The organism is Bartonella sp. M0192, from assembly GCF_016102305.1.
In the GTDB taxonomy this organism is placed as follows: Bacteria; Pseudomonadota; Alphaproteobacteria; order Rhizobiales; family Rhizobiaceae; genus Bartonella; species Bartonella apihabitans.
The window spans coordinates 314546-328386 of record NZ_JACFOU010000001.1 but is presented as its reverse complement, the minus strand read 5'-3'; the positions used below and the strand labels follow the sequence as shown (position 1 = coordinate 328386).

Annotated in this window: 14 protein-coding genes; 5 read left to right on the top strand and 9 right to left on the bottom strand. The window is 44.9% G+C overall.

Going from position 1 to position 13841, the window contains the following annotated elements; all coding sequences use genetic code 11:
* Positions 1-278: 278 nt before the first annotated feature.
* Entirely contained in the window at positions 279-893 is a 615-nt protein-coding gene (locus H3S82_RS01535) for a L,D-transpeptidase (protein WP_198233398.1), read from the bottom strand.
* Positions 894-966: 73 nt separating this feature from the next.
* On the opposite strand from H3S82_RS01535, the gene H3S82_RS01530 reads away from it, so the two are divergent.
* Positions 967-1650: a response regulator transcription factor gene (locus H3S82_RS01530; protein ID WP_077969668.1), complete on the top strand. Its 684-nt coding sequence runs from the start codon at positions 967-969 to the stop codon at positions 1648-1650.
* Positions 1651-1763: 113 nt separating this feature from the next.
* Entirely contained in the window at positions 1764-2213 is a 450-nt protein-coding gene (locus H3S82_RS01525; RefSeq protein WP_198233399.1) for a cyclic nucleotide-binding domain-containing protein, read from the top strand.
* A gap of 247 nt (positions 2214-2460) precedes the next feature.
* Here the strand turns inward: H3S82_RS01525 and H3S82_RS01520 are convergent, their stop codons facing one another.
* The gene (locus H3S82_RS01520; RefSeq protein WP_198233400.1) at positions 2461-3234 is read right to left on the bottom strand and encodes a methyltransferase domain-containing protein; all 774 of its coding nucleotides are present in this window, start codon (positions 3232-3234) and stop codon (positions 2461-2463) included.
* A gap of 17 nt (positions 3235-3251) precedes the next feature.
* Complete coding sequence (locus tag H3S82_RS01515) at positions 3252-3578, bottom strand: hypothetical protein (protein WP_246785221.1); 327 nt, start codon at positions 3576-3578, stop codon at positions 3252-3254.
* A 258-nt stretch (positions 3579-3836) separates the two neighbouring features.
* Here H3S82_RS01515 and H3S82_RS01510 point away from each other — a divergent pair, with 258 nt between their 5' ends.
* Both H3S82_RS01510 and cysK read left to right on the top strand, forming a co-directional pair.
* Positions 3837-4793: an aldo/keto reductase gene (locus H3S82_RS01510; RefSeq protein ID WP_198233401.1), complete on the top strand. Its 957-nt coding sequence runs from the start codon at positions 3837-3839 to the stop codon at positions 4791-4793.
* 266 nt (positions 4794-5059) lie between these two features.
* The gene (cysK, locus tag H3S82_RS01505; RefSeq protein WP_198233402.1) at positions 5060-6031 is read left to right on the top strand and encodes a cysteine synthase A; all 972 of its coding nucleotides are present in this window, start codon (positions 5060-5062) and stop codon (positions 6029-6031) included.
* Positions 6032-6042: 11 nt separating this feature from the next.
* On the opposite strand, the gene H3S82_RS01500 is transcribed toward cysK, so the two are convergent.
* The 6 genes from H3S82_RS01500 to argH all read right to left on the bottom strand — a co-directional run bounded on the left by H3S82_RS01500 (position 6043) and on the right by argH (position 13057).
* Positions 6043-6258 (bottom strand): hypothetical protein, encoded by a 216-nt coding sequence (locus H3S82_RS01500; protein WP_198233403.1) that lies wholly within the window; start codon positions 6256-6258, stop codon positions 6043-6045.
* A gap of 84 nt (positions 6259-6342) precedes the next feature.
* Positions 6343-6726 carry a DUF305 domain-containing protein gene (locus tag H3S82_RS01495; RefSeq protein WP_255519350.1) on the bottom strand — a complete coding sequence of 128 codons (384 nt, stop codon included), beginning with the start codon at positions 6724-6726 and terminating at the stop codon, positions 6343-6345.
* Between the two features lie 825 nt (positions 6727-7551).
* On the bottom strand, positions 7552-9957 hold the full coding sequence (locus tag H3S82_RS01490; protein ID WP_198233404.1) for a TIGR02302 family protein: 2406 nt from the start codon (positions 9955-9957) through the stop codon (positions 7552-7554).
* Positions 9958-10107: 150 nt separating this feature from the next.
* On the bottom strand, positions 10108-11382 hold the full coding sequence (gene lysA / locus H3S82_RS01485; protein WP_198233405.1) for a diaminopimelate decarboxylase: 1275 nt from the start codon (positions 11380-11382) through the stop codon (positions 10108-10110).
* A complete protein-coding gene (locus tag H3S82_RS01480; RefSeq protein ID WP_077969654.1) occupies positions 11383-11571 on the bottom strand; it encodes a lipoprotein in 189 nt (62 codons plus the stop codon).
* 85 nt (positions 11572-11656) lie between these two features.
* Entirely contained in the window at positions 11657-13057 is a 1401-nt protein-coding gene (gene argH, locus H3S82_RS01475; RefSeq protein ID WP_198233406.1) for an argininosuccinate lyase, read from the bottom strand.
* Between the two features lie 175 nt (positions 13058-13232).
* Here argH and H3S82_RS01470 point away from each other — a divergent pair, with 175 nt between their 5' ends.
* Positions 13233-13793, top strand: coding sequence for a TlpA disulfide reductase family protein (locus H3S82_RS01470; protein WP_369459058.1), 561 nt, complete (start codon positions 13233-13235; stop codon positions 13791-13793).
* Positions 13794-13841 lie beyond the last annotated feature (48 nt).

The window sequence follows — 13841 nt, the reverse complement described above, 5'->3', positions numbered from 1 at the left end:
TTCTCACTCACCTATTTTATACGCGAAAATGCACTAAGAATTTTCAGGAATTTACTCTATTTTGAATATTCATTTATCTTTTGAATTTCCGATTCAAAAATAGACTTATCCAAAATATCTATAATAATCTTGCGAATTGGTCACTCAATCTCACCGACACTATTGCTGCTTTCCAATGGGTATTGCGAAATGAACAGAAAGTGCCGGTCACATCATTCTGGTCAAATATCGCGGCCAATAACGGAGAGGGAGCTCTTGCCCAAATCAAGCAACGAATATTATCGTTTGCGACTTTTCGCGCGTACACTTGCAGGTTTTGATCTCGTTATGGTTCCCAATGTCATTATTTTTGTTTTTCGGGATATAAAAGGCAGGATTCGCTCCATTGTGCGCCGCGAGACAGCAATACACCCCTCTGTCGGAGCAAACCCCGGCCTTGCCAGATGAAAAAAAATGGCACTGCCATTGTTTTGAATTCTGCAACGGATATTCCAATCCGGTATCAATACCATGTCATAAAGCTCATCTCTGCGACAAAGTTTTTCAGCGCTATTTCTGTAAGGCAACTTTACCGGACGATTATAATTGGCATCCCATGGCTGATCGCACCATCCGTCAGTTAATTTTACACGTTGGAGCATTAACGCATGATGTGGTAAACTATGTAAATCATTCTTTTGAAAACCGCCAAGAATTGGCATAACAGCAATGGGTGTTGCGCCGTCACCTTCGCGTTTTCGGGCTGAAAAACCGTTTCTGCCCAAAGCGCACAGAAAACGATATTGGCCGATTGCCAAGATTCCTTTTGTTGTTGTACCGCATTTCTTGCGCACAGCGATAAACGAAACAATTTTTGGTGTTTTTAGCGGATTTCTGATTAAAGGCACTTGCATGATGTTCAGTTTTTCGTGATTGTGACTGCAATTATTACATAACGCCCGATAGCGTTTTTTATAAGGACAGAAAATGACCGATCGCACCCTTTTGATTGTAGATGATGACGAGGATCTGCGCTCTATTCTGGTAGAGCAACTACAAATGCATGAAGAATTCAATGTTCTTCAGGAAAGTACGGCTGCAAAAGGTCTTGAAACCGCCAGAAACGAAAATGTAGATCTTATTATTATGGATATCGGTCTACCCGATCTTGATGGCCGTGAAGCTGTAAAGAAATTGCGTCAGGAGGGATTCCGCGCACCGATCATCATGCTGACGGGTCATGATACCGATTCGGATACGATTCTCGGTCTTGAAGCCGGTGCCAATGACTATGTAACAAAACCGTTCCGATTTGCTGTTTTGCTGGCTCGCATCCGTGCGCAATTGCGCCAACATGAACAGAGCGAAGATGCAACCTTCCAGGTAGGGCCTTATACATTCAAGCCCGGACAAAAATTGCTTATTGACGAAAAGGGCAGCAAGATCCGCTTGACCGAAAAAGAAGCCGCCATCATAAAATTCCTCTATCGTGCAGGAGACAGTGTTGTAAGCCGTGATACTCTGCTGGAGGAAGTTTGGGGTTATAATTCAGGGGTAACCACCCATACTTTGGAAACTCACGTTTATCGCCTCCGCCAAAAAATCGAGAAAGATCCCGCTAATGCGCAAATCTTGATAACCGATAGCGGTGGCTATAGATTGAATCCGTAAACATTGGTGAATACTGTCAAACAGTTTATTCACCTAAGCTTACGCTCCAAAGAAATCTCATGAAATGGATTGGCCACAATAAAAGGCCAGTTTATGAAAGTCGGGAGTTTTCGGTGGCAATTAATGATGACATTATTTTATTGAAAAAGTTCGACTTTTTCAACAAAATGACACCGGAACAACTGCGCTTGTTGATATTCGGAGCCGAGCGACAGGAATTTGCCTCGGGGGAAATGATTTTCAAAGAAGGCGAACTTGCCGAAAGTGCCTATGTCGTTCTTTCAGGAACTGTCAATCTTTACCGGCAAAACAACAATTCCGGACAACCGATCGAAATCATCAATAGAAATGCGCTCATCAACGAGCTTGCTTTGGTAACCGAGATCAATCGTCCGTTTACAGCTATTGCACAATCCAATTCAAAAGTTTTGGAAATCGAACGCACAGTATTCCTCCGGTTAATCAAGGAGTTTCCTGACATTACCCGTTATATTTATGACTATGTGAACGAGCGAATTCACGAGCTTGCCAACAATATCAACCGGATGTCCGAACTCAAATAGGCTAAAACCCGCTTTTCCACACAGAAAATGCCGGATGTACCATGGTTGCGAAACGGGAAATACCGATAAATTCTGAAAAGAAGCGCGTCTTTAAAAAACGAGCCTTCAGGTTAAAAGCCGGTCTTCCCGATAAAACAGGGCAAACCCCTTTGAGAAATAGAGGAATTTCATTGGGCGTTTCCTATCTCGCACCGGCAAAATCAATAAACTAGGTACTGCCTATCGGTGCGACAAATCAAGCAAGGCTTTACCAATCCGAACTCTCGTGGTCGCTTCTGATTTCGACAGCATGAGAAGGTTTACGATTGGTAATCTGGGGCGACAGAGCCGGTATAAATACCCGCCGCGACTGGCGACGATGTACCGGCAATCCCTGAAACAGGCGTTTTTGGGCTTCACAGACGATAATTCCGCCAAAATACGGAAAAAAGTTCCTCGCCAATGGCTCATAAATTGCTGAAAAACCGCGAGCCAACGCACGACCGGATGGGGAAAAATAGAGCGCTTCGCTAATATTGACGACGCTAAAATTGGTTTCGTGTAACAATAATAACAATTGCTGACGGCTATAAGGTTGGCCACTACCAAAGGGTGTATGATCATTTCTGGCCCAAAGACCGCGTCTATTGGGAACAACGATGATAATGCGCCCGTTCGGTGCCAATACACGCCACATTTCACTGAGCATTTCGCGGGCATTTTCGGCAAATTCCAGTGAATGGACGAGCATAATCCGGTCAACAGCAGAATCCGGCAAAGGCAAATCTTCTTCAAATACCAAAGCCGTTGCAACTTTTTCTGCAGAAGGCCACACACAGGCTCCTTGACGCGCCGGCATAAAAGCAAAACACCTCTCTGCCCGTGGTTTAAGCCATTGAAGATAGGGGGTGACATAACCCAGCCCCATCACCCGCTCGCCGGAAACATCACGGTCTTTTAATCCAAGTTTATTGGTAATGGTCGAAAAAACCTTTTCGCCAAGTGGTGTTTCGTAAAATGATCTGAACGTCAATATGTCCAAATAGCAACCCTAAAGCGTTATTGTGCTTGACTTGAAGTCAACGCACCTGACTGGGGCTGAGGGCTTTGTATCAAAGGCTGTGCCGAAGACGATTGTACATTTCTGTCCCAACAGCCCAGATTTTTCCCTCGTAAATTATGCGCATCAATATCGACCAGAGCACGCTGATCTTCTTTCATCATAAAATAGCGCGTCCTTGTCTTTACTTCGATTTTCTGCCAGCCGGCACATTCTGTTGGCAGTTCAACTTTTTGAGTGGTAATTTTCTCGCTCCATGCCGTGGCTTGCGTTGCACAACCGGCAAACATCAAAAGGCACGGAAGAACTAATGTTTTAACAGACATAAAACTATCCAGCCTGCCCATGAAATTTAATCCAATCATTCGACTTTCACGCATTTTACTCGTGTGACCATACCAAACTTTATTCGAAAAAGAAAATAATCGTGAATTTAAGGTTAAATTCTGACAAAACCATGAAAACTATCAAAACACTGTGAAACACTTTCCCTCAAGCCAAAACCGTGACTACTTTTAAAAGACGCCGTTGCTCGCGATTAATTTGCGTTCGGTTAAATCCAACAAACAATGAAAGGACGTTTTATGAAACATCGCGCTTTAGGAAATACAGGTTTTAATATTGTTCCCCTTGTTTTTGGAGGCAATGTCTTTGGTTGGACACTGGATGAGAAGCAATCTTTCACGATGCTTGATGCAATTGCCGAAAGCGGATTGAACGCTATTGATACAGCCGACGCCTATTCGACATGGGTTGAAGGCAATAAAGGCGGTGAATCGGAAACCATCATCGGGAAGTGGTTAAAACAAAATCCGTCCAAGCGAGACAAATTCTATATTTTCACCAAAGTCGGTTCGGATATGGGCGTAGCTGGCCATAAGGGCCTTTCCGCCCGCTGGATAGAACAGGCTGTAGAAGATTCTTTACGCCGTTTGAATATCGATGTCATTGATCTTTATCAGTCACACTGGTTCGATCCTCATACACCATTTGAAGAAACTCTCGAGGCCTATGGCAAGCTTTTGAAAGCAGGAAAAATCCGCGCTATCGGCTGCTCCAATATAACGGCAGAGCAACTTGAAAATGCAATGCAAACAGCCAAGAAGAACAATCTTCCCAGCTATCAAACATTGCAACCCCAATATAACCTTTATGACCGGAACACATTCGAAGGAAAATTGGCCGATACTGCACAAAAATACGGTCTCGGTGTGATCACCTATTATAGTCTTGCTTCCGGATTTCTCTCGGGCAAATATCGTTCAAAAGCCGATCTTGCCGGACATAAACGCGGCTCGAGAGTTGAACAATACATCAATCCACGCGGGATGCGCATTCTGAACGCTCTCGATACGATCAGTGAAAAACATAATGTGACACAAGCCGAGATTGCGTTGGCGTGGCTTATTGCGCAACCCGCCGTAACGGCGCCAATAGCGAGTGCCACAAAGCTTGACCAACTTTATAGCCTCGTCAAAGCAACAATGATAAATTTGAGTAAAGAGGATATTGACGCTCTTAATGAGGCAAGCAGCTATTAAAGCTCTGCCAAACATCAAATCGGAAAGGACGGAGAAAATAATCCGGTAACTTCTCCGTTCTTTTCATCTGGGTTATTTTTCTAGAGTTTTCTAATTTTGTAGGAAAAATTTTTATTTTAATCGCTCCTAAAGTATATAATCGCTATATCATTCTAGGAATTGGTTCTATCCTGATATTTATCAAGACAAGTATTTATCAAAACAAAGGCGACGAGCATTCCTAGCCTATTTGATTAATCCGGATAATTTCACCAGGGAGACCGGTCATGACTGATAAAAATTCATCTCGAAAAGGACGCGGCTTTATTTATAGCTCTGTTTTGGAGACAATTGGTAATACACCACTCGTCCGGATTGACAAATTCGCCAAAAAGAAAGGTGTTAAGGCCAATCTTCTTGCAAAGCTTGAATTTTTTAACCCTTTGGCCAGTGTCAAGGACCGTATTGGCCTTGCTCTGATCGAAGCCCTTGAAAAACAAGGAAAAGCAAAGCCGGGGAAAACCGTATTGATTGAACCGACATCGGGCAATACCGGAATTGCGCTCGCATTTGTGGCGGCAGCAAAAGGTTATAAACTGATTTTGACAATGCCGGAAACCATGTCCGTCGAGCGCCGCAAATTATTGAAGTTTCTCGGTGCCGAACTGGTATTGACCGAAGGTGCAAAAGGCATGAAAGGCGCTATCGCCAAAGCCGAAGAACTGGCCGCCAATAATCCGGATGCAGTCATTCCGCAACAGTTTGAAAATCCGGCAAATCCTGAAATCCATCGCCAGACAACGGCCGAGGAAATCTGGAATGATACGGATGGCAATGTCGATTTTCTCGTAGCCGGATTCGGTACAGGTGGTACTATCACCGGTATCGGGGAAGTCATCAAGCAACGCAAACCCGATTTCAAAGTTGTGGCGGTAGAGCCTAAAGATTCGCCGGTATTGTCGGGTGGGCAACCGGGACCCCATAAAATTCAGGGCATCGGTGCAGGATTTGTTCCAAAGATACTGAATACTAAAATCATTGATGAAATTGTCACAGTTTCAAGTGATGATGCTTTTCAAAATTCCCGCGATCTATCACATATTGAAGGTATTCCTGTCGGAATTTCAGCAGGTGCCGCTTTGACAGCAGCAATCGAAATAGGAAGGCGCCCCGAAAATGCCGGAAAAAACATAGTGATCATCATTCCGGATTTTGCCGAGCGCTATCTTTCAACCCAATTGTTTGAAGGACTCGATTAAAACTTTGCCAGTCAAACCTCGCGGGCGGATTTCAACCGGTTACGCCCGTTGATTCGTCCTGCTTGGCCAACAAAAGACTTTGTCGGAATGGACGAAGCAATACGATTTGTCGAAAACGCACGCCTCGGACGGAAGTGCCTTGCACTTCCCCTCGAGAAAGTGGCCAGATCCTGGCGTAGCGCTTGTTGTTCGGGGCGTAATTGTGAGGAGCGTGTTTTATCGTCCATGAAACGTGGCCTATCATAGTTGGAGAAGCTTGACGCATTGTCATTTTAAAAAGCCTCCCCAGCATGTAGGCTTGTTCAGGAAAATTATTTCTTTTCGTTCGCTTTCAACCAATCCTGCATTTGGGCAATTTCTTTTTGTTGAGCGGCAATAATTGTCTCGGCGAGCTTTCTGGCTTCCGGGTCTTTGCCATATTTCAATTCGACCTCTGCCATATCGACAGCACCTTGGTGGTGAGCCAACATCATCTTTATAAAATCAACATCGGCATTACCGCTCATCTTGATCGACATATTTTTCATCATCGTTTCATTGACTTTATCCAAAGCCGACGAGGAAGCCGATAAAGCCTGAGATGCGGTCGAAGCTGCGCCTTTTGCCATATCCATCATGTTACTGTTCTCACTTTGCGCTGCTGCATAGCTGACTGACGCACAACAAATGCATAAGGTTGCGATAAATTTTTTCATTTTCAAATCCTCTTTTTATTGAAACGCATTAAATAGAATATAGTTCCATGTTTAGAACGGAATAGTGCAATTTATTTGTCCATTAATAGTCATTTCAGATTTGTATTAACGTTTTGAACAAAATCGAATTGAAGATCAATTTTAAAAAATGCCCTTTTTCTTGTGTTTTCTTAGGCTGTTTTCAAGCGCGTCCATATTCGAAACCGCTTAAACTTTTTCTCATGCAGTAGCCAACATGAATCCGTGGTTTCGACAGGTCATCTATTTTTCGTAAGAGCCGCTTCCATTGGGTTTCTAAAAAAACATATCGATTTTACCGGAAATGCCGCACGAATTTTATAATGACTTTTTTACAGTCATTATCGCACGTCTTCTTTGGGTGCGTGAGTATCGGAATCCATTAAAATCACTGTCGAACGGCTATTTCATATATAAGCAAAATACCAGATATAGTCTTTTAATATAATGTTTATCTGTTCTATCTATTTATCAATGCGAATGCCGATAAGTGCTTTAAAAGTCGTCCATTCAAATAAAATTCTTAAAAAAATTTATGTAATTTTGTTTTCTTCTTTAGAACTACGGATAACAAAATGATTTTCTCGTGCGCTCACGCAAACATAACTATTCTTTAAGCACTTTATCCAATCTATCGAAACCGGATTGAAATTGCCGTTTGAATTTTTGTTCCGTTTTGTGTCGACTGATGACAAACACGCGCCTTTGCGCTTTTAGAAAACTGAAATTGCGACAAGAAACTAAACGGCGGGAGTAGATAAAAGCCTGTTTTAAAACAACATGCTGTGGCGACGGGCGGTCAAAAGCTCAATAAAATTTCAGTAATCTTTCAAGATAGTCTTTTTCACTATCAGGCAGCGCGGATTGTCCCAACTTTTTCCGGATTTCATCGAGAATACGCCTTGCCCGTTGCATATCACTTTCTTGAGAAAGTCCATCTTTTTCCGACTGGTGTCCGGCTGAACCAAGATTTCGTCCGAGTGGATCTTTGGACGAGCCGTCTCCGTCTTTTCCTGTTTCGCCATTTTTTTTCATGGCTTCCTGCATTTCTTGCATCAGTTCTTTTGCGCCATCGCGCATCGCATCCAAAGCCTGCGATTGCTGACCTTCGGATCCGGCAGCATCTCCCTGTTGAAGAGCCTCACCGGATTTGTCCATCTTTTTTTCAGCCTCTTTTAATCCATCGCCCGACTTGAACCCTTTATCGGATAAATCCTTGCCGAATTTTTTCAATTCCTGCTGCAGTTCATCTTGTCTCTTTTTCAGGTCATCAAGATCTTTGCGATATTCCTCCGGCGTTTTTTCGCCGCGTTCACGATCAGCTTCAAGCTTATGGGTATCATTGAGGGTTTCTTGCTGTTTCCTCATCAAATTACCAAGCTCATCAAGCTGCTTTTGCATTTCGCTTGTTTGGCTTCCCCCTTCTCCTGATCCGCCACGACTTACCTGAAGATTGTCCATGAGTTGTTCGAGCTCGGACAAAAGCTGCTCGGCACCAGCGCGGTTACCCAATTTGGCCATATCTTCAAGTTGCTTCAGTTTCTCGGCGAGTTCGTTAGGTGAAAGATTTTGTGCCTGTTGAGATGGCTTTTGTCCAAGACCGCCGTTTTGTTGTTGTTCGGCAAGGGCGGCAATATAGTCATTCATCGCCTGACGCAATGCGTCCGTCAGACGTTCGATTTCCTCTGGCGAAGCACCATTTCTCAAAGCATCACGCAAGGCTGCTTGAGCCGCTTTCAAGTTTTTTTCAGCCTGATTGACATTGTCTCCCTCGATACCGATGGCTGTCTGCCACATAAAATCGGCTACATTTTTCAAGTTTTCGTCGGTTTCTGCGAGATGGAGTCGCGTCCATATGCTCCGCAATGCCAGATAATGGGTAAAATTGTCGATCGTTTCTTCCGGCCGCAACGTTAAGGCCGACAACATATCAAGAACCCGATCGCGGGAAAGTGTATCAAGAGCCAGAAGTCGACGTTGTTCAACCACGGCACGGGCAAGCGGATTGCCGAAATTTCTTTGCGGCAATGTCATGGTGCGCGTTTCACTTCTTCCCTGATGACCGGCGCCATCTTCTGCAACCAGTGTCAAACGCACTTCCGAACCTGCCCAAGGATGGATACTGACATCCTGCACGGTACGCGCATCCCCTTTACCACCACGCGGAATCATCAATTTGATTTCCGGTGCATCATAAAGAGGGTGTCCGGTTTCCTTGATAGTGGATGTAGGTGTTATTTCGACGTAAGCTTTCTCGACACCATAATCATCATCAAGAAAATAATTGAGTTCCAGTGACCCATTGAGAATACGTCCCGGTTCCTTGGTCAATTTGATAGTGGGGGCACGGTCGGCAACAACATCAAAATGCCAATTTCTGTCATAATGGCGCGTTCTCAATGTCACATTGCTCGACTTGGCGAGCACAGTCTCGAATGTTTTGCTATTCTGCTTTATAGTGTCAAAGCTACCTTGTGCAGTAATATTGACAGTCTTGCCAGATTGGCTTTCGGTCGACTTCAATGTTGCATCGCCACCCTCGACCACACGAATAGTCAGTTTGCTACCTTCCGGCACTTTGGCGTTCCGGATATTGGCTTCGGTCAAATAAACAGGGGCTTCGCCGGTATAGGTGGGAGGAGTGACCCAAGCATCCACGCGCATTTTTGATAAATCGACCGGTTGCGAAAAATCCAAGAGATCACCCATTTGCCCTCCGGAGGAACCAAATGAATAAGCAAAAGCTGTAACAGCAAAAAGGACAACCAATGCCCGCAGCGCCAACGGGTCGGCACGGGTAATTCCGGTGTCGGGCATGCCTGCTTCCAGATTTTTGAGTTCGGCAGCCATACGCCGCTGATGTTCTTTCCATAGAACTTTTACAAAATCATTCGCCTCGCTATTTGCCGGTGCATCATAAAGCGCTTCGAGTGGCTGATTTTGCAGTCCGCTCGCTTTTTCTATCCGCTGATCGATTTCGCTTAAAGAGGGAAAACGGAAACCGGAAACAAAGAAAAGGGAACCGACAGCGATAAAAAGCAAAATCCATAACAGGATAACATGCGGCCAATAGGAGAGGCGATCGAAAATGCCGAGCCATGCCAAAGAAAACAATATCAACAAGGCAAGAATGCTTGGAAGAATGCGTGGCCACAACCGTTCGAATGTCAGGATACACCACGCCGAAGCCCGTGCTCTTACAAGCGCTGCCATAGTTCCATGAAAAGGGCCTTTATCACTCCGCAAGATATATGTTCTTCCCTTCGCACCGGTTTTGCCACATCATAGCAATGAAACAAACAAAGGCGAGACCCTTTGCGAATATTTTATATCACCTTCACTCGAAAATATCTGTTTCAAACCTCAAGAGTTTTTCACCCATTCCGGTACATGGTCAAACCCTATCAGCTCTTCATATGAAATACGCGGACGAACAATGTCAAAATGGTTATCACTCACCAACACTTCCGGTACCAATAGACGTGTATTATAGGTACTTGCCATATCCGCACCATATGCTCCCGCACTCCAAACAGCCAACAAATCTCCGGCTTTTGGGCGGGGAAGATAGCGCGCAAGCCCCATATAATCGCCGGTTTCGCAAACCGGACCGACAATATCGGCCATCATCGGTTCATCACTCTGCTTTGGCTCTTTTACAGGCACGATGTCGTGCCAGGCATCATATAAAGTCGGGCGGATAAGATCATTCATTGCTGCATCGACAATAACGAAATTTTTTCCGGCTCCGTGTTTTATATAGATGATGGATGTAACCAGAATGCCTGCATTACCGACAATATTACGACCCGGTTCCATGATGATCTGGACATTAAGCGGTGCGAAATGTTTTTTGACAACATTTGCGTATTCGGCCGGCGAGGGCGGGGGCAAGTTATCCTTGCGATAAACAATGCCAAGCCCACCGCCGACATCAACATGACGGATGTCGTGCCCCTCGCCCCGCAGAACATGGACAAAATCCGCAACGAGTGAAAAAGCATCCTCGAACGGCTGCAATTCGCAAATCTGGCTACCGATATGAACATCAACCCCATGAACATCCAGACCGGGGAGTTTTGCTGCCTGCTCATAAACCTCGCGTGCGACCGCAATAGGAATGCCGAACTTGTTTTCGGATTTGCCGGTAGCAATTTTCTTATGTGTTTTTGCGTCAACATTCGGATTTATGCGCAAAGAAACACGTGCTTTTTTCCCAATCGCTACGGCGCGGGCGGACAATTGTTGTAATTCCGGTTCCGATTCGGCATTGAAACAGTGGATATCGTGACCAAGGGCAAAGTCGATTTCTTCAACGGTTTTGCCAACACCGGAATAAACTATCTTGTCAGCAGGAATACCGGCTTGAAGCGCACGACGCATTTCTCCACCAGACACAACATCAGCACCGGCGCCTTGTTTTGCAAGAAGGGTCAGGACAGCCTGATTGGAATTGGCTTTCAGTGCAAAGGCGACAAGCGCATTGGTGTCGGCAAAGGCCTGACGATACTGTTCAAACTGTTGCTGAATGGCTGTAGCCGAATAACAATAAAAAGGCGTTGCCACCTTTTTTGCCAAATCGGCAACAGCAATTTTTTCAGCGTAAAGATGACCGTTACAATATTGAAAAGCCTGCAATTAGTGCCTCTGCTTAATCAATGGATCAAGAATAAACGGTTTTTCTACTTTCGGTTTTTGAACCATTTTGCCGTTAGAGTCCTCAATCATCGTGGACGGTGGCGGTTCAAGCGGACCTTTACGTCCGCAACCGGCCAAAGCCACGCCACAGATTGTGACAACCACCAAACCGGTCAGAGTTTTTTTCATGATCGCGTCTCTTTCAAAAATAGCAAGCTTTACGCTCTATCTGATCTATTCTCTATTTAATCTACTCTTTGTGTAATGGTCAAATTCAAGCTTTGGCAAGGCGTTTTTTCCAATAGTCGATTTGGCGACGTACTTCCTGAGGGGCTGTACCGCCGTAACTCTTGCGGCTCTGAACCGATTTCTCAACGCTCAGAACGTCAAACACATCTGCCGTAATATCGGGATTAATTGTCTTCAGATCTTCAAGGGTGAGGTCAGCAAGATCGCACTTCTTCTTTTCTGCCAAAGCCACAGCGTGACCGGTTATATGATGAGCCTCTCTGAAGGGTATTCCCAATTTCCTAACAAGCCAATCAGCAAGATCGGTTGCCGTCGAATAGCCGGTACCGGCCGCCTTTTTCATTATGTTTTTGTTGATTTCTATATCAGCAATCATACCGGCCATTGCGGCAAGCGAAAGTTCCAACGATTGAGCTGCATCGAAAACCTGTTCTTTATCTTCTTGCATATCTTTCGAATAGGCAAGCGGAAGGCCTTTCATAATGGTCAATAAAGCAATCAGTGACCCATTGATCCGTCCGGTTTTCGCACGGACCAGTTCTGCCGCATCGGGATTTTTCTTTTGCGGCATAATGGACGAACCGGTCGAAAAAGAATCAGGCAAATGTATGAAATTGAACTGTGCTGTCGACCAGATGACAATTTCCTCGGCAAGGCGCGAAAGATGGACTGCGCAAATTGCCGAAGCACTCAGAAATTCCAATGCAAAATCGCGGTCGGAAACACTGTCGATCGAATTTCTGGTAGGTTCTCTGAAACCGAGTGCTTTAGCGGTCATAAAACGGTCTGTCGGGAAACTGGTACCGGCCAGAGCCGCTGCACCCAAAGGTGATTCGTTCATTCTTTCGCGGGCATCATACATGCGGGATAAATCCCGCCCGAACATTTCGACATAGGCCATTAAATGATGGCCCAGAGTTATCGGTTGAGCAACCTGCAAATGGGTAAATCCCGGCATAATCGTCTCAACTTCCTGTTCGGCCCGCTGCAGCAAGGTCTCGATTAAATGCCTGATGGATTGAATGGTCTTGTCTGTTTCATTTCTCACCCAAAGGCGAAAATCCAACGCGACCTGATCGTTTCGCGACCGGGCTGTGTGGAGCCTTCCGGCGGCGGAACCGATAAGTTCGGCAAGGCGCGCTTCGATATTCATATGAATATCTTCAAGCTTTCGGGAAAAAGCAAATTTGCCGCTTTCAATTTCGGAAAGGATCGTTTTCAGACCTTTTTCTATCTCGTCATAATCGGCTGCCGATATAATGCCTTGTGCGGCCAACATAGCCGCATGGGCAGATGAGCCTTTTATGTCTTCTTTATAAAGCTTTTTATCGAAATCGATCGAAGCATTGATCTCTTCCATAATGGCTGCCGGACCCGAGGCAAAACGTCCACCCCACATCTGGTTGCTTGATCCACTGTTATTCATATATGTTAGCCCCCATCGAAAGGACGAAAAAATGGTTGCAAGAATTCCCGAAAACGTAAAATTTTCTAGAAAATTCCGGAAAATAATTTCCAAGATTGCACTTGGCACACTGAGCATATACGCGATAATGACGGCGTCTGACAACCAAGTTTACTCTTTTCCATCACTGATTTCTGTGGCTCAAGCCGAAACCGGTTCGGGGTGCACAGCAAATTCCGGAAAAATCGATAAATTGAAGCAGTCGGCAGACGGGTTTTTCAAGAATATGCGTTTTGCCGAAGAGCCTTATGATGCAACCAAACTCACCTTCAAAGATGAAACCGGCAAAAATCATAGATTGGCAGAATTTTCCGGCAAAACCTTACTTGTGAACCTATGGGCAAGCTGGTGTGTACCCTGCCGCACCGAAATGCCGGAACTTGCAAATCTCAAACGTTCTCTTGGTAATGACTCATTCGATGTCATAGCAATCAATATTGATAAAACAGCAAGCGATGAAAAAGTGAAAGACTTTCTAAAAAGCATCAAAGCCGACAATATTGTTTTCTATCGCGACCAGTCGATGGATGTTTTTAATGAAGTGCGCAAACAGGGTCTCGCTATGGGGCTTCCTGTCACCATGTTGATTGACAAAAATGGCTGCCTGCTCGGATCCTATAACGGTTCGGCTCCATGGAGCAATGCCGATTCGGAAAAACTGATGAAAGCTGCCGTGGAAGCCGATAAAAAAGACTGATCATCGGTTCTCTATCCGGAACGGCACTTTAAAAATAATCAAAATGTA

Excerpts from the sequence above, each read along its gene's own strand:
- H3S82_RS01535 (WP_198233398.1), bottom strand. The coding sequence starts at position 893 with ATGCAAGTGCCTTTAATCAGAAATCCGCTAAAAACACCAAAAATTGTT.
- H3S82_RS01490 (WP_198233404.1), bottom strand. The coding sequence starts at position 9,957 with ATGGCAGCGCTTGTAAGAGCACGGGCTTCGGCGTGGTGTATCCTGACA.
- H3S82_RS01500 (WP_198233403.1), bottom strand. The coding sequence starts at position 6,258 with ATGGACGATAAAACACGCTCCTCACAATTACGCCCCGAACAACAAGCG.
- H3S82_RS01510 (WP_198233401.1), top strand. The coding sequence starts at position 3,837 with ATGAAACATCGCGCTTTAGGAAATACAGGTTTTAATATTGTTCCCCTT.
- cysK (WP_198233402.1), top strand. The coding sequence starts at position 5,060 with ATGACTGATAAAAATTCATCTCGAAAAGGACGCGGCTTTATTTATAGC.
- H3S82_RS01480 (WP_077969654.1), bottom strand. The coding sequence starts at position 11,571 with ATGAAAAAAACTCTGACCGGTTTGGTGGTTGTCACAATCTGTGGCGTG.
- H3S82_RS01530 (WP_077969668.1), top strand. The coding sequence starts at position 967 with ATGACCGATCGCACCCTTTTGATTGTAGATGATGACGAGGATCTGCGC.
- H3S82_RS01495 (WP_255519350.1), bottom strand. The coding sequence starts at position 6,726 with ATGAAAAAATTTATCGCAACCTTATGCATTTGTTGTGCGTCAGTCAGC.
- argH (WP_198233406.1), bottom strand. The coding sequence starts at position 13,057 with ATGAATAACAGTGGATCAAGCAACCAGATGTGGGGTGGACGTTTTGCC.
- H3S82_RS01515 (WP_246785221.1), bottom strand. The coding sequence starts at position 3,578 with ATGTCTGTTAAAACATTAGTTCTTCCGTGCCTTTTGATGTTTGCCGGT.